The following is a 15,608-nucleotide window of genomic DNA, read 5'->3' as shown; positions in this document are numbered from 1 at the left end:
GTGTTTTCCCGTGGAATTCACCCCATCGTGCAGGCGCTCGGGGCGAAAACGGAGGTGAGAGGGGGCGCGTTCGGCTTTCCCGCTTTATCCGGAGATCATCACCGGCTTACCTTCTGATCATGGGGAGCAGGACTCGGACCGCACTGGTCAGGATCGAGGATCCGGCCGGGCGGCCGCTCGGCACGGGATTTCTCGCCGACCACCACGGAACCCTGCTCACCGGCCACGAGGTCGTCGCCGGGCAGGACACCCTGTGTCTGCGTACCTTCGGCGGGCAGACCTGGCGGGCGGGCCTCACCGACATCACCCTGTTCCCGGGCTGCGGCCTCGCCCTCGTCCGCACCGTGGGTCTGACCTGCCCGCCGCTGCCGCTCGCCCGCCGGACGGAGATCGAGCCCGGCACCTACGTACGGATCGCCGCGTACGGCTGGCGCGAGGCGCGGGTGCTCGGTGCCGTCGACGGAGCGGGGCCCGGCCTCCCGCTCGCCATCGGCACGGAGGGCGCCGAAGCCCTCCTGGAGAGCGGCCCGACCACCGGCGGCCCCGTCCTCGACCCCGCCACCGGCGCGGTCCTCGCCATCCTCGGCGCCGTCCGACGAGGCGGCCGGCCCGCCGAGCCGTGCGCCCTGCCCATCCCGCCGCTCGGCCCGCTCGCCGTCCTGCTGCGCCGCAACGCCGCCACCGTGCCCGCCTACGGCCGCGACCTCAATACGGCCGGGGTGCTCGAACTCGCCGCCACCACCACGGGCCGCTCCGGCGAGACCGGGACCTGGGGCGAACGGGTCCGCGACCCCGGCGACCGGCTCGTCCTGCTGGTCGTCGGCGCCCCCGGCACCGGCCGCAGCACCGCCCTCGCCGGTCTCGCCGCCCGCCGCGCCCACGGCCCGGCGCCCGCCCCCACCGTCCGGCTACGCGGCGCGGACCTGCTGGCCGGCGACGCCTCGGTGGCCGACGCCGTCGGCCGCGTCCTGCGGCGCGCCGGGCGGATCGTCGCCGCCGGCGGCGCGCTGGGCGACCCGGCCGCCGTCACCCCGGAGCGGGCCGCCGCGCGCGGCCCGCTGCTGATCCTCCTCGACTCGCCCGAGGAGATGCCGCCGCTGCTCGCGCCCCGCCTCGGGCCCTGGGTGGCCGCCACCGAGGAGTGGCTGACCGCGCACGGCGCCCGCATGATCGTCGCGTGCCGCCCCGAGCACGCGGAGCTGACCCTCCCGCTGTACGCGTGCGCGCCGGGCGTCATCGCACTCGGCGACCTGACCGAACACGAGGCGGCCGAGGCCCGGCGGCGGCACGGGGTCCCCGACGGGGCCATCGCCGATGCGGACGCCCGGCACCCGCTCGCGCTGCGGCTCCTCGGCGAGCTGCGCACCGCCGCCCGAGGGGAGCTGCCGGGCCGGCCGGGCCGCGAGGAGATCTTCGCCGCGCATCTCGACCTGATGTGTCTGCGGGTCGCCGTACGGATCGCCGCCACCCGGCGCCCGGTCCCGCGCGGCGCGGCCGTCCGCCGGCTCGCGGCGCGGGTCGCCGGCAGCGTCCACGAAGCCGCCCGCCGATGCCTCGGCCCCGGCCAGGGCGAACTCGACCGGGCGTCCTTCGAGGAGCTGTTCCCGTGGCGTACGGGCTGGGCCTCGGCCGTGCTCACGGAAGCCCTGCTCGTCCCGGCGGGCGGCGGCTACCGCTTCGCCCACGAGGAGGTCGCCGACTGGCTTCAGGGTGCCCACCTCGACCTGGACCGCGCCCTGGAGACCCTGGTCCACCACCCGGCCGCCCTCCCGGTGCCCCGCCACCGCATCGGCCCGGTCCTCCAAGCGCTGCGCCGGCTCCACCGCGACCACGGCGCCGACGGGCTCGGGCCCCGGCTCCGCCGGCTCGCCGACACCCTCGCGGACTGCGCCGACCTCGCCGACGCCACGGGCAGCGCCGCGGAGGCGGGGCCGTGGACGCCCGGGGCGGGCGGCGCGGAAGGCGTCTGGTGGGCGTCGAGGCTGCTCGCCGGCGTGCTGGCCCCGCTGACCGACGCGCGGCCCCGGCTGCCGGTGCTGCGCCGCCTCGCGGACCACATCGGGCGCCGGCCGGAGGCCCGGGAGACCTTCGCCGGATACGCGGTCTTCGGCCCGGAGTTCTGGGCGGGGCTCGCCGTCCCGGAGGGCGAGCGGCTGGATCTGCTGCGGCGTCTCGTGGTCGCCGACCCGCCGCCCGGCCCCGTCGGCCCGGGCAGCCCGGCCAGGTTCCTGGATGTCGTGGCCACGCGTCTGAACGCCGACCCGCGCGGGGTGCAGCCGCTGCTGTGCCGCTGGTTCGCCGACGACCGCGAGCTCGCCGGGGCGCCCGGCGCCACCGTCGGCGACGCGGCGCAGGCCCTGCTGCACACCCACCGGGGCCTGGCCGTCGACGATCTGTGCGAGGCCCTCGTCGCCACCGTCCACCCGCTCGCCGAAGGGCTGCTCGCCGCGCTCGCCGAGGACGAGCCGACGGCCCTCGCCCGGGCCGTGGAACGGTGGGCGCACGACGACGGCCGCCCCGCACGGCGCCAGGCAGCCGTCACGTACGGCCGCATGGTCGCCCCGTACGCGACGGGCGAGGCCGAGCGGGCCACCCTGCGCTACGCGGCCCTCGCCCTGCTCGCCCGGCCCGGCGACCGCGCGCTGCACGGTCCCGCGCTCGGCCTGCTCGTCCAGGACCCCGGCTGCCGCGACCGGTATCTGCCGCGCGCGCTCGCCCACCCCGGCGTTCCCGCCGACGCCCTCGCGGCGGCGCTCGCCACCCACCCGGAGCCCGGGCCCGTCCTCGACGCGCTCCGCGTCCGGCTGGAGGGCCCCGATCCCGGGGCCGTGCTGCGGGCCCTCGCCGCCGTGGACACGCCCAGGATCGCCCGGCAGGCCGCCGCTCTGGTCGCCGGGTACGCCGAGCGGCATCCCGAGGGGGCGGAGCTGGTCGCCGCCTTCGTCGACCGGCGGCTGGAGGCGGGGCCGGAGGCGCGCTGCGTCCTGCACCCCCTGGTCGTCGGTCTGCTGGCGCTGCCCGCTCCGCGCGCCGCCCTCGCGCCGGTTCTCGACGCTCCTGGCACCGGGGCCTCCCGCTTTCTGCGCCTGGAACTGCGAGCCGTCAGGGATGCGGGGGACGGCGGAGGTCCGGACACCGGTCCGGTGCCGGGGCCGGGTACGGGTACGGGCGCGAGGACGGGTACGGGGAGGCACAGCCGTCCGGTCGGCGGCTCGGATCCGGCCGCCGGCAGCGGTCCCGATTCCGGCGCGGACACCGGCGTTGGAGCCGGCCGGGAGACGCGTGCGGACACCGGGCGGCGCCAGGAGGGGCCGGACGACCCGCCCCCGCGGGCCGTACCGCCCTCGCCCCGCCGCGCCCCGAGACGTACGGAACACCATGCCGATGCCGACGCGGCCGCATGCTCATGGCAGTCTTAGACCTGCGCCGGGCAGGCGCGACATGGGCAGACGCGGACGAGGAGCGGTCACAGTGCAGCGCTGGCGAGGCTTGGAGGACATCCCCCAGGACTGGGGGCGCAGCGTCGTCACCATCGGCTCCTACGACGGGGTGCACCGCGGACACCAGCTGATCATCGGACGGGCCGTCGAGAGCGCCCGTGAGCTGGGCATTCCCTCCGTCGTCGTCACCTTCGACCCGCACCCCTCCGAGGTCGTCCGGCCCGGCAGCCACCCGCCGCTGCTCGCCCCGCACCACCGGCGCGCCGAGCTGATGGCCGAGCTGGGCGTGGACGCGGTCCTCGTCCTGCCCTTCACCGCCGAGTTCTCGCAGCTGTCCCCGGCCGAGTTCATCGTGAAGGTGCTCGTCGACAAGCTGCACGCGCGGCGGGTCATCGAGGGCCCCAACTTCCGCTTCGGCCACAAGGCCGCCGGGAACGTCGCCTACCTCACCGAGCTGGGCGCCACCTACGACTACGACGTCGAGGTCATCGACCTGCGGGTGAGCGGCGAGGCCGGCGGCGGCGAGCCGTTCTCCTCCACCCTGACCCGGCGGCTGGTGGCCGCCGGTGACATGGCGGGCGCCGCCGAGATCCTGGGCCGCCCGCACCGCGTCGAGGGCATCGTGGTGCGCGGCGCGCAGCGCGGCCGCGAGCTGGGCTTCCCGACGGCCAACGTCGAGACCCTGCCGCATACCGCGATCCCGGCCGACGGCGTCTACGCGGGCTGGCTGACGGCGGACGGGGAGCGGATGCCGGCGGCGATCTCGGTGGGCACCAACCCGCAGTTCGACGCCACCGAGCGGACCGTCGAGGCGTACGCGATCGACCGCGAGGGCCTGGACCTGTACGGCCTCCACGTGACCGTGGACTTCCTCGCGTACGTTCGCGGGATGCTGAAGTTCGAGACCCTCGACGATCTGCTCGTGGCGATGGCCGACGACGTCGAGCGGTGCCGTGAGCTGACCGGGACGTACGACAGCGCGCACGCCGTGTGACCTCCCGCGCGACGTTCCCGGGGACCGGTCGCCGGATTCCCCGGTGACGGTCCATGGCGCCGGTGGCACCGGGGTACGCGCCGCCCGCACGTTCTGCCTCCCCGGGTGACGTACAGCTCCCTGGGTCCCCGAAGCAGGCCCTTGGACGGCAACGGCACGTCCTCGGGGCGGCCCGCGCGACGCGACGCGGCCCCGGGCAGCGGGTGAACAGGGGCCGAGAGCGTCGCCCCGGACCCCATCCGGGTCAGCGTCGCGCCCGGGTGGTGGTGCGGCCCGTGGCCCCCGAAGCCCACATGCGCGGTCTCCGCGCGGGCGCAGTCGACCGTGCGCGGGTCGGCGAAGACCGCCGGATCGCGGGTGGCGGCCGAATGGGACGCGTACACCGACTCCCCGGCCCAAACGTCCGCGTACCGGGTGACCAGCCAGGCCGCGTGCTCCGCGCCGATCGGGAGGCTGCTCCGGGCCGACAGTCCCCCGTTCGGAGTAATCATCGCTTTTCGAGGACGCAACGCGCGTCACCCGGGGTGGCAGAAGGGCCGCGCTCGCGGTTGCGGGCCGCCGGTGACCGGGTGAATCTGAAGGACAGTTCAACGCGAACGAGACAAAGGAGCGCGCGTCGTGGCGACTCTGTGCAAGCCCGCGGTGTCCGTGCCCGAATACGTGATCACGATGGAGGAGACCCTCGACCTCGCCCGCGAACGCCATGCCGATCACCCCCAGCTCGGCCTCGCGCTGCGACTGATCGGCAACACCGGAGTCACCCGCCGGCACATCGTGCAACCCATCGAGGAGACCCTCAAGCACCCGGGCTTCCAGCAGCGCAACGAGCTCTACGAGGCCGAGGCGAAGGCCCGTGTCCCCGCCGTCGTCGACGAGGCCCTGGCCCACGCGGGACTGCGCCCCGCCGACATCGACATGATCATCTATGTGTCCTGCACGGGCTTCATGATGCCTTCGCTCACCGCCTGGCTGATCAACACCATGGGCTTTCCCGGGCACACCCGGCAGGTCCCGATCGCACAGCTCGGCTGCGCCGCGGGCGGCGCCGCCGTGAACCGCGCGCACGACTTCTGCACCGCCTACCCGGACGCCAACGTCCTCATCGTCGCCTGCGAATTCTGCTCGCTGTGCTACCAGCCCACCGACCTCGGCGTCGGATCCCTGCTCTCCAACGGTCTGTTCGGCGACGCGGTGGCCGCCGCCGTGGTCCGCGGCCACGGCGGCACCGGCATCGCCCTGGAGCGCAACAGCGCCTATCTGGTGCCCGACACCGAGGACTGGATCGCGTACAGCGTGCGCGCCACCGGCTTCCACTTCCTCCTCGACAAGCGGGTGCCCGGGACGATGGAGCCCCTCGCGCCCGCGCTGCGCGAACTCGCGGGCGACCACGGCTGGGACGCCGGGAAGCTGGACTTCTACATCATTCACGCGGGCGGCCCGCGCATCCTCGACGACCTCAGCCACTTCCTCGAAGTCCCGCCGGAGGACTTCCGGTTCAGCCGGGCCACCCTCACGGAGTACGGCAACATCGCCAGCGCCGTCGTGCTCGACGCGGTCCGCCGGCTCTTCGAGGAGGGCGGGCTCGAAGAAGGCGCCCGGGGCATCGTGGCCGGCTTCGGGCCCGGCATCACCGCCGAGATGTGCCTGGGCCGCTGGACGACCGACGCGAACGAGGACCCCCGCGAGCTGGGCGGCGACCGCCGGGCCGTCGGCTACACGCCCCGGCAGGCCGCGCGGGCCGGTACCGGCGCCGCCTGAGCGGCGCCGGATCCGGGTACCGCGGCCCGGTGCTCGTACCGGCGGGCCCCGGCCCTCTCCCTTCTCCCGCGTGGAGGGTCCGGCGTCCGCTTTCCGGGCTCAGCCCTGCCGCACCCAGTGGCAGGCCGCCTCGGCCCGTCCCCTGCCGCCGAGGACCGGCAGGTCCTCGGTGCGGCAGCGGTCCGCCACCGTGTCCGCCGCCCCCGAGGCCAGCACCTGGCAGCGGACGTGGAAACGGCATCCCGAGGGGATCCGCGCCGGGTCCGGCGGCTCACCGGACAGCACGACCGGATCACCCTCCGATTCCGGCAGCACCGACAACAGGGCCTTGGTGTAAGGGTGTCGCGGATTCGTCAGTACGGACTCGACCGTCCCTGTCTCCACGATCCGGCCCAGATACATCACCGCCACCCGGTCCGCGATGTTCCACGCGAGCCCGAGGTCGTGCGTCACCACCAGCGCCGACAGGCCCAGTTCGTCGCGCAGACGCAGCAGCAGCGCGAGAATCTCGCCGCGCACCGAGGCGTCGAGCGAGGCCACCGGCTCGTCAGCGACGATGAGTTCGGGCTGAAGGACCAGCGCGCCCGCGATCACCACCCGCTGCCGCTGTCCGCCGGACAGCTCGTGCGGATACCGCAGGAAGAACCGCTCCGGCGGACGCAGTCCGGCCCGCGACAGCGCCTCGGCGACCGCCGCGCGCTCGTCCCCCGCGTACCCGTGGATCCGCAGCCCCTCGGCCACCGCGTCGTACACCGTGTGCCGGGGGTTCAGCGAACCGCTCGGGTCCTGGAGCACCAGCTGGGCGCGCTTGCGGTATGCCTTGAGCGCCTTGCCCGTGTACGCCAGCGGCGCGCCCGCGAAGCGCACCGTGCCCCCGGTCGGCCGGACCAGGCCGAGCAGCGAGCGGGCCAGCGTCGTCTTGCCGCAGCCGGACTCGCCGACCAGGGCGACGATCTCGCCCGCGCCGACGTCCAGGTCGACCCCGTCCACCGCCCGCGCCGGCGGCGCGCCGCGCCGCCCCGGGAACACCACCCGCAGCCCCTCGGCGGACAGCAGCGGTCCCGGCTCCGATCCTGGCCCCGGATCCCGCGCGGACCCGGTCGAAGCCGAATCCGCCGCGGACCGCGCGGTGGACTTCGCGATGGATCGGGCCGCGGACTTAGGGGAGGTCCCAGGGGACGTCTCCGGGCTCATGCCGTGCTCCCTACGTGTACGCAGGCCGCCCGGCGCCCCGCGCCCGCGTCCCGCAGCTCCTGGTCCTCCCCGGCACACCGCTCCACCGCCACCGGACAGCGCGGATGGAACGCGCAGCCGCCCGGCAGCGCCGCCGGGTCCGGCGGATCGCCCGGCAGCCCGCGCGGGGCCCGCCGCGACGCGGGGTCGCCGATCCGCGGGAACGCCGAGGACAGCGCCCGCCCGTAGGGGTGCGCGGCGGACTCGTACACCGCCTTCGCCGGCCCCTCCTCGACCACCCGCCCCGCGTACATCACGGCCAGCCGGTCACAGGTGTCGGCGAGTACCGCGAGGTCGTGGCTGATCATCAGCAGCCCGATGTCCTGCTCGGCCACCAGGCGTTCGATCAGCCGGAGGATCTGCGCCTGGATCATCACGTCGAGCGCGGTCGTCGGCTCGTCCGCCACGATCAGCCGCGGATCACAGGCCAGTGCCATGGCGATCATCACCCGCTGCCGCTGTCCGCCGGACAGTTCGTGCGGGTAGGCCGCCGCCCGCGCGGCCGGCAGCCCCACGTGTTCGAGCAGCTCACCCACCCGGGTCCGGGCCGCCGCCGGGGTGGCCCGGCCATGTACGAGCAGCGGCTCCGCGATCTGGTCGCCGATCCGCCGCACCGCGTTCAGCGAGTGCATCGCGCCCTGGAAGACGATCGACGCCCCCGCCCAGCGCACCGCCCGCAGCCGGCCCCACTTCATGGCGAGCACGTCCTCGCCGTCCAGCCGGATCTCGCCGGTCAGCCGCGCCGAGGGAGGCAGCAGCCGCAGCAGCGCGAGCGCCATCGTCGACTTCCCGCAGCCGGACTCGCCCGCGACGCCGAGCTTCTGCCCGGCGGGCAGGGTGAGGTCCACTCCGCGTACGGCGGGGACGGCGCTCGCCCCGGAGCCGTACGTCACGCTCAGATTCCGTATCTCAAGGAGCGCTTCCATGCTCAACGCCCCACCCCCAGCTTCGGGTTGAGGACGGACTCGACGGCCCGCCCGCACAGGGTGAAGGCGAGCGCGACCAGCGCGATCGCGACCCCGGGCGGGGCCAGGTACCACCAGTGCCCGGAGGAGACCGCGCCCGCCTCGCGCGCGTCCTGGAGCATGCCGCCCCAGGAGACCACGGTCGGGTCGCCGAGCCCCAGGAAGGCCAGGGTCGCCTCGGTGAGGATGGCCGAGGAGATGCCGAGCGTGGTCTGGGCGAGCACCAGCGGCAGGACGTTCGGCAGCACGTGCCGGGTCATGACGTGCGCGTCGCCGCCGCCGAGCGCGGTGGCCCGCTCGATGTACGGCCGGGACTCGACCGCGATGGTCTGCGCCCGCACCAGCCGGGCCGTGGTCGGCCAGGTCGTCACGCCGATCGCCAGGATCACCGTCCACACGGAGCGGGACATGACGGTGGCGAGCACGATGGCCAGGACGAGGGTCGGCATCACCAGGAACCAGTCGGTGATCCGCATGACGACGGTGGCGAACCAGCCGCCGTAGTGCCCGGCGACGATGCCCACCAGGGTGCCGATCGCGACCGACAGCACCGCCGCGAGCAGCCCCACGAGCAGCGAGATCCGCGATCCCCAGATCAGCAGACCGAGGAGCGAGCGGCCGAACTGGTCGGTGCCGAGCCAGAACGCGGCGCTCGGCGGTTCCAGGGCGGTGCCGGGCGCGTTCGTCACGGACTGCACCCCGGAGCCGACCAGGAGCGGCGCGGCGAGTGCCACGACCGCGATCAGGGCGAGTCCGGCCAGGCCCCACAGGCCGGCCCGCCGGCTCCGGTACTGCTGCCAGAAGCGGCCGAGGCTGTCGCGGCGCCGCTGCCAGGCCAGTGCGGAGGCGGAGGGGGCCGCTGCGGCGGAGGGTGTCGTGGAGGGGGAAGGCGTCGTGGAAGGAGAGGGAGAGGGAGAGGTCATCGGCCCACCCGGGGGTCGAGCAGCGGATAGAGCAGATCGGCGATCAGGTTCATCACGATCATCGCTCCGGCGAAGGCCACGAACAGGCCCTGTACCAGCGGCAGATCGGGCACGCTGAGCGCCTGGTAGAACAGCCCGCCCAGACCCGGCCAGGAGAACACCGTCTCCACCAGGATCGAACCGGCCGCCACATGGCCGAGGTTGATGAAGACCATCGTCACCGTCGGCAGCAGCGCGTTCGGAACGGCGTGCCGGCGGCGCACCATGTCGTCGCGCAGCCCCTTGGCCCGCGCCGTGGTCAGGTAGTCGCCGCCCATCTCGTCGAGCAGCGAGGACCGCATGACGAGCAGCGTCTGCGCGTACCCGACCGCGATCAGCGTGAGCACCGGCAGCACCATGTGGTGCGCCACGTCGAGCACGTACCCGAATCCGGTCTCGCCGGTGCCGGACTCCATGCCACCGGTCGGGAACAGCCCGGGAATCGGGCCGATGCCGACCGAGAACACGATGATCAGCAGCAGCCCGAGCCAGAACGACGGCACCGACCACAGCGTCAGCGCCACCCCGGTGTTCAGCCGGTCGCCGAGGCTGCCGTGCCGCCACGCGGAGCGGGTGCCCAGCCACAGACCGAGCGCCGAGTACAGGACCACGGCGGTGCCGGTCAGCAGCAGCGTCGCCGGCACCTTCTGCGCGATCAACTCGCCGACCGGGGCGTGGAACTGGAAGGAGGTGCCGAGGTCGCCGTGGAGCGCCTGGCCGCAATAGTCGGCGAACTGCTGCCACATCGGCTTGTCGAGCCCGAACTGATGGCGCAAGGTGGCCAGTTGCTCGGGTGTCGTCGCCTTGCCGCGGGTCATCGTCCGTACCGGGTCGCCCGGCAGGATCCGGAACAGGAAGAAGCTGGTGACGAGGACGGCGAGCAGCGACACGGCCGCACCGGCCAGCTTGCCCGCCGCGTGGCGGGCATAGCCGAGCGTCGCGCCGGAGCGCGCCCCGGAGCGTGGTGCGCCGCCCTCGGCGGCGCGGGCCAAAGAGGTGCCAGGGGTGGCACCGTCGTCCGGCCGCGCCGCCGGGGCGGGCGTGGATGCGCTGGTCACGGGCTACTCGCGGTCTTCGGCGGTGGTGCGGCGGCGCATGCCGAGGGCGATGCCGATACCGACGACGACCACGGCGGCCGCGCCGATCCCGATGATCACGCCGGTGTTCGACCCGCCGTCCGCGTCGTCGCCGGCCGCCTGTCCGGCGGGCACCGCCGACCACCAGCTCCAGTAGCCGTCCTGGCCGTAGATGTTGCCGGCCGCCTCGGGCATCGTCTTGATCGAGGCGATCTGGTCGGTGCGGTACGCCTCCAGGGCGTTGGGGTACGCGAGGACGTTCATGTACCCGGTGTCGTAGAGCCGCGACTCCATGTCCTTGACGATCCCGGCGCGCTTGGCGGGGTCGTACTCGACGGCCTGCTTCCCGTACAGCTCGTCGAACTTCGGGTCGCAGATGAAGTTGTCGGTGGCGCCGGTGTCCTTGGGCGTCGCGGGCAGCGCGCCGCAGGTGTGGATGGACAGCACGTAGTCCGGGTCGGGGTTGACCGACCAGCCGTCGAAGGCGAGGTCGTAGTCGCCCTTCAGCCACGGGTCGGAGACGTTGTCGAGGCAGTCGACCGTGAGCCCGACGCCGATCTTGCCCCACCACTCCTGGAGGTACTTGGCCGAGGCCTTGTCGTTGGGTTCGGTGGCGTGGCACAGGATGCGGAAGTCCAGCGGCTTGCCGTCCTTGCCGACCCGCTTGCCGTCACCGTTCTTCTTGTACCCCGCGGCGTCGAGGACCTGCTCCGCCTTGGCCGGGTCGTACGCGAGCTTCTGGCTGTCCGACGGCTTCCAGAAGTACGAGGCGAAGCGCGGCGGGATGTAGCCCTCGCCCTCGACGGCGTGCTTCTGGAAGACCTTGTCGACCAGGGCGCCGCGGTCCACGGCGAGGAACAGCGCCTTGCGCACCTCGGGATCGAGCAGCGCCTTGTTTCCGTCGCCGAAGGTCTTGCCGTCCTTGGCGCGGGCGCCCGGGTTGGTGGCCAGCGCGTAGAAGCGGCGCCCCGGGGCGTCGTTGACCTTGATGTTCTTCTGGGTTCCCAGCGCTGTCGCCTGAGTGGGCGTCAGATTCGGGACGAAGGACACCTCGCCCTTCTGGAGCGCCGCGACGGCCGCGTCCGTGTCCTTGTAGTACTTGAAGACCAGCTCGTCGAACTTGGGTGCCCCGCGCCAGAACTTCTTGTTCGGCTTCAGCTTGACGTACTGATCGACCTTGAAGTCCGTGATGACGAACGGCCCGTTGCCGACGATCGGGAACTGCTGGTCGTTGTTGAACTTGGAGAAGTCGCCGACCTTCTCCCATATGTGCTTGGGCACGATCGGCACGTCGAGCGCCGTCATCGTCGCCTGCGGCTTCTTCAGCTCGATGATCAGCGTCTCGGGGTCGGGCGCGGTGACCTTCTTGAAGTTGGCCGTGAAGTTCCCGTTCGCGGTGGCCGCGTTGGGGTCGCTCATCATCTTGCCGAAGGTCCAGGCCGCGTCCTCGGCGGTGGCCTGCTGCCCGTCGGACCACGTCGAATCCTTGCGGATCTTGTACGTCCAGGTCAGCTTGTCCGGCGAGGACGTCCACTCGGTCGCCAGACCCGGGACCGTGTGCGCGTCCTTCACGTCGTAGTTGGTCAGGTACTCGTACGTCAGCCGGTGGATGCTGGTCGACACCAGCTTCTGCGCGAGGAACGGCGACAGCGAGTCGACGCTCTGCGAGATGGCGACGGTGAGCGTACGGGCGGGCCGGCCGTCCTCGGCCCGTGCGGCCTGGGCCGTGCCCGGGACGACGGCCACGAGGGAGGCGGCGGTGACACCGGCGGCGAGCAGCAGCCGGACCGGTCTGCGGGCGGCGAGCGGACGGGGTGGAGCCTTCGTGACCAGGAGCATGGGACGTTACCTCGCGTAGGGAAGCGTGCGTCGGGCAATGCCGTGGATCTTGGGCTGACGATGGATGAAGCGAAGGTGTATCAGCGCTGGTCTGCCGTCGTCAACGATCCGCCAAACCCCGCGTGGTCTGCGCGAATACACAAAGGCCCCGTACCGGAACACCGATACGGGGCCTTATTGGTCTACTCCTGTGACGCCTTACTGTTGAGGGGCTGGCGGCGCCTGCGGAGGCTGCTGCGGGGGCCAGGCCTGCGGCGGCTGCTGTCCGTACGGATCCGCGTGCGGCGGCAGCGGCTGCGCCGGGGGCTGCCCGGGGGCCTGCGCCGGGGGCTGCTGCCAACCTTGCGGCATCGGGGGCCGGCCCGCTTCCTGCGCACCGTACGGCTGACCGGGCGCCGGCGGAGCCCCATAGGGCTGACCGGGCTGGGGACCGGGCTGAGGGCCGGGCTGAGGCTGCGTGCCGTAGGGCTGCCCCGGCGCCGGAGGCGTGCCGTACGGCTGACCGGGCTGCGGCGGTGCCCCGTACGGCTGGCCGGGGACCGGCTGCCGCGCGTACGGATAGGGCTGCTGACCGGGCACCCCGGGAGCGCCAGGAGCGCCGGGCGTACCAGGGGCCCCGGGGCCGGCCGGGTGCTGCTGCGGATGGCCCGGACCCGGCATCGGCGGCGCCCCGTGCGGCGGCGCGCCCTGGCCGTCGCCCGTCCACAGCCCCTGCGCCTGCTGCGCCCGTACGAAGTCCTCGGCGACCATCGCCGACAGGTTGAAGTACGCCTCGCGGGTCTTCGGCCGCATCATGTCGAGGTCGACCTCGGCGCCCGCCGCCAGATGCTCGTCGAACGGCACCACGACCACCCCGCGGCAGCGCGTCTGGAAGTGCTGCACGATGTCGTCGACCTTGATCATCTTGCCGGTCTCGCGGACCCCCGAGATGACCGTGATCGACCGCTGCACCAGCTCCGCGTACCCGTGCGCCGACAGCCAGTCGAGCGTCGTGGAGGCGCTGGAGGCACCGTCGACGGACGGCGTGGAGATGATGATGAGCTGGTCGGCGAGGTCGAGCACCCCGCGCATCGCGCTGTAGAGCAGACCGGTACCGGAGTCGGTCAGGATGACCGGGTACTGCTTGCCGAGGACCTCGATCGCCCGCCGGTAGTCCTCGTCGTTGAAGGTCGTCGAGACGGCCGGGTCCACGTCGTTGGCGAGGATCTCCAGACCGGACGGCGCCTGCGAGGTGAACCGGCGGATGTCCATGTACGAGTTGAGGTACGGGATCGCCTGCACCAGGTCGCGGATGGTCGCCCCGGTCTCGCGCCGCACCCGGCGGCCGAGCGTGCCGGCGTCCGGGTTGGCGTCGATCGCCAGGATCTTGTCCTGCCGCTCGGTCGCGAGCGTCGCACCGAGCGCGGTGGTCGTCGTGGTCTTGCCGACACCGCCCTTGAGGGAGATGACCGCGATGCGGTAGCAGGAGAGCACCGGCGTGCGGATCAGCTCCAGCTTCCGCTGCCGCTCCGCCTCCTCCTTCTTGCCGCCCAGCTTGAAGCGGGACGCGGCGCCGGGGTTCCGGCTCGACTTGGCCTTCTGCTTGGTGTTGCGCAGCAGCCGGTCGGAGGACAGCTCGACGGCCGCGGTGTAGCCGAGCGGGGCGCCCGGGACGGACCGCTCCCGCTGGTCGTGCGTCACGGGCGTCGGCCACGCGGCGCCGGTGCGCGGGTCGACGGGGCCGGGGTCGGCGGGCTGACCCGGGTGACCGGGCTGGCCGGGCTGTCCCGGGTGGGGGAAGCCGTAGCCGGCCTGGGGGGCCGGGGGTGCCTGCGGGGGCTGGGCCTGGTGCGGGAAGCCGTAGCCGGGCTGTTCGGCGGGCTGTCCGGGGTGGCCGGGCTGTCCGGGGTGCGGGAAGCCGTAGCCGGCCTGCGGCACGGGCGCGGGCTGGGGGGTCGGCGGTGCCTGCGGAGGCTGGGGGGCCTGGGGCGGCTGTGCGGGGTGGGCCTGGTGCGGGAAGCCGTAACCGGGCTGCTCGACCGGCTGACCGGGCTGGCCGGGTTGACCGGGCTGACCGGGCTGACCGGGTTGACCCGGGTACGGGAAGCCGTAACCACCCTGCGGAATCGGCTGGTTGTACGGCGGCACCGGTCCGGCCGCGGCCGGCATCGGCTGCGCGGGTGCGGGCAGCGGTGCCGCCGGCGGGACCGGCTGCTCGCCGGGCGCCCCCTGCGCGGGCCACTGCGGCGCGGGCGCCGGTCCGGCGGGCGGGAACGACGGCGGCAGCGGCGGCAGCGCCCCGCTCTGCGGCGGTACGGGACCGGGCGCGGCCGGCGGCAGAGCGGCGGGCGCCGCGTCCTGCGGCCCGGCGATGGTCGGCCCCACGGCGCCCGGGACCGCGCTCGGAGCGCCCTCGGTGGCGGGGGTCACGGGAGCCTCCGCCGCCGGGGTGGTGGTGTTCTCAGGAGTCTCGGGGGGCTCGGTGGCCTCGGGCAGCGCGTCGGCTGCGGCCGTGGTCGCGGGGGTGGGCTCCTCGGAGGTCCCGGATCCCTCGGTGTTCTCGATGTTCGCGGTGTTCTCGACGGCCTTGTCGGCCTCGCCGGCCTTCTCGTTCCCAGCGGCGTCCGCACCCGCACCCGAGTTCGCGTCCGATTCCGCTTCCGCGCTCACGCCGGCAGCGGCCTCGGACTCGTCCCGCGTCCCGGGATTCGAAGCGGCCGGGTTCTCCCCGTCCTTGCTCCCCCCGGACCCGTCCCCGGCCTCGGCCGCCAACTGCCGGTCGCGTTCCGCCATCTCGCGCTTCAGCGCGGCGGGGGAGAAGCGCATGGTCGCCCCGCTCTCCACGTCCCCGCCGCCGAACGGCGCGGGCGTGGAGGCCTGAACGGGCGCGGGGGCCGGAGCGTCCGCCGGCTCCGCCGCGGGCGCCGGAGCCGCTGGGTTCGAGGTCCAGCCGTCCGGGATGGCGAGAGGCGCACCGGTCGGTGGGGGAGGCGTGGGCACCCCGCCACCCGTTCCGCCCGACGCGTTTTGCGTGTACCAGGCCGGAGCGGTGTAGTCGATGGTGAACTCACCCGTCATCTCGGCGGGATCTGCGTCGGACTCGTCGACGGGAAGGTTCCATTCCCCGTGGATGTCGTCGCGATCGCCGTTCACTTTGCCTCCTGGTGTGGTCGAGCACCCTGTGCGGTCGTGCGTCGGGGCCACCGTTCACTGCCGATCGGCCCGGCTCACCCCGGGAACATGACGAACATGCCCGCGGGTCGACTGCCGCGCCCCGACCCACCCTAAACGTCCGCAACACCGCTGCGGCAGGCCCGTCCACCCCCGGAAGCTGTCCCCTGCGTCATGTGCCGCGCTCCGGT

At 73.8% G+C, this 15,608-nt stretch carries 9 protein-coding genes; 3 read left to right on the top strand and 6 right to left on the bottom strand.

All coding sequences use genetic code 11. The features are described from left to right. Positions 1 to 119 precede the first annotated feature (119 nt). The 3 genes from ACGFRB_RS31155 (at position 120) to ACGFRB_RS31145 (ending at position 6,192) form a co-directional block, all read left to right on the top strand. A complete protein-coding gene (locus ACGFRB_RS31155) occupies positions 120 to 3,419 on the top strand; it encodes a trypsin-like peptidase domain-containing protein (protein ID WP_393247822.1) in 3,300 nt (1,099 codons plus the stop codon). Between the two features lie 52 nt (positions 3,420 to 3,471). After that, on the top strand, positions 3,472 to 4,434 hold the full coding sequence (locus ACGFRB_RS31150) for a bifunctional riboflavin kinase/FAD synthetase (RefSeq protein ID WP_363011960.1): 963 nt from the start codon (positions 3,472 to 3,474) through the stop codon (positions 4,432 to 4,434). Between the two features lie 618 nt (positions 4,435 to 5,052). Then, positions 5,053 to 6,192, top strand: coding sequence for a type III polyketide synthase (locus ACGFRB_RS31145; RefSeq protein WP_393247820.1), 1,140 nt, complete (start codon positions 5,053 to 5,055; stop codon positions 6,190 to 6,192). A 99-nt stretch (positions 6,193 to 6,291) separates the two neighbouring features. Here ACGFRB_RS31145 and ACGFRB_RS31140 read toward each other — a convergent pair whose 3' ends face one another. The 6 genes from ACGFRB_RS31140 to ACGFRB_RS31115 form a co-directional block, all read right to left on the bottom strand. Continuing rightward, positions 6,292 to 7,386: an ABC transporter ATP-binding protein gene (locus tag ACGFRB_RS31140; protein WP_393247818.1), complete on the bottom strand. Its 1,095-nt coding sequence runs from the start codon at positions 7,384 to 7,386 to the stop codon at positions 6,292 to 6,294. Beyond that, positions 7,383 to 8,351, bottom strand: a complete 969-nt coding sequence (locus ACGFRB_RS31135; protein WP_393247817.1) for an ABC transporter ATP-binding protein — start codon at positions 8,349 to 8,351, stop codon at positions 7,383 to 7,385. Before ACGFRB_RS31135 ends, ACGFRB_RS31140 begins: the two co-directional genes overlap by 4 nt. A gap of 2 nt (positions 8,352 to 8,353) precedes the next feature. Continuing rightward, on the bottom strand, positions 8,354 to 9,313 hold the full coding sequence (locus tag ACGFRB_RS31130) for an ABC transporter permease (protein ID WP_393247815.1): 960 nt from the start codon (positions 9,311 to 9,313) through the stop codon (positions 8,354 to 8,356). Beyond that, a complete protein-coding gene (locus tag ACGFRB_RS31125; protein ID WP_393247813.1) occupies positions 9,310 to 10,410 on the bottom strand; it encodes an ABC transporter permease in 1,101 nt (366 codons plus the stop codon). The genes ACGFRB_RS31130 and ACGFRB_RS31125 overlap by 4 nt, the downstream gene beginning before the upstream one ends. A 3-nt stretch (positions 10,411 to 10,413) precedes the next feature. Continuing rightward, on the bottom strand, positions 10,414 to 12,267 hold the full coding sequence (locus ACGFRB_RS31120; protein WP_393247811.1) for an ABC transporter substrate-binding protein: 1,854 nt from the start codon (positions 12,265 to 12,267) through the stop codon (positions 10,414 to 10,416). A gap of 198 nt (positions 12,268 to 12,465) precedes the next feature. Further along, entirely contained in the window at positions 12,466 to 15,399 is a 2,934-nt protein-coding gene (locus tag ACGFRB_RS31115) for an SCO5717 family growth-regulating ATPase (RefSeq protein WP_393247809.1), read from the bottom strand. Positions 15,400 to 15,608: the final 209 nt, after the last annotated feature.

It is taken from the genome of Streptomyces sp. NPDC048718 (assembly GCF_043198875.1).
Classification (GTDB): domain Bacteria; phylum Actinomycetota; class Actinomycetes; order Streptomycetales; family Streptomycetaceae; genus Streptomyces.
This window is presented reverse-complemented; position numbering and strand designations above follow the sequence as displayed.

Excerpts from the sequence above, each read along its gene's own strand:
- ACGFRB_RS31155 (WP_393247822.1), top strand. The coding sequence starts at position 120 with ATGGGGAGCAGGACTCGGACCGCACTGGTCAGGATCGAGGATCCGGCC.
- ACGFRB_RS31140 (WP_393247818.1), bottom strand. The coding sequence starts at position 7,386 with ATGAGCCCGGAGACGTCCCCTGGGACCTCCCCTAAGTCCGCGGCCCGA.
- ACGFRB_RS31135 (WP_393247817.1), bottom strand. The coding sequence starts at position 8,351 with ATGGAAGCGCTCCTTGAGATACGGAATCTGAGCGTGACGTACGGCTCC.
- ACGFRB_RS31130 (WP_393247815.1), bottom strand. The coding sequence starts at position 9,313 with ATGACCTCTCCCTCTCCCTCTCCTTCCACGACGCCTTCCCCCTCCACG.
- ACGFRB_RS31120 (WP_393247811.1), bottom strand. The coding sequence starts at position 12,267 with ATGCTCCTGGTCACGAAGGCTCCACCCCGTCCGCTCGCCGCCCGCAGA.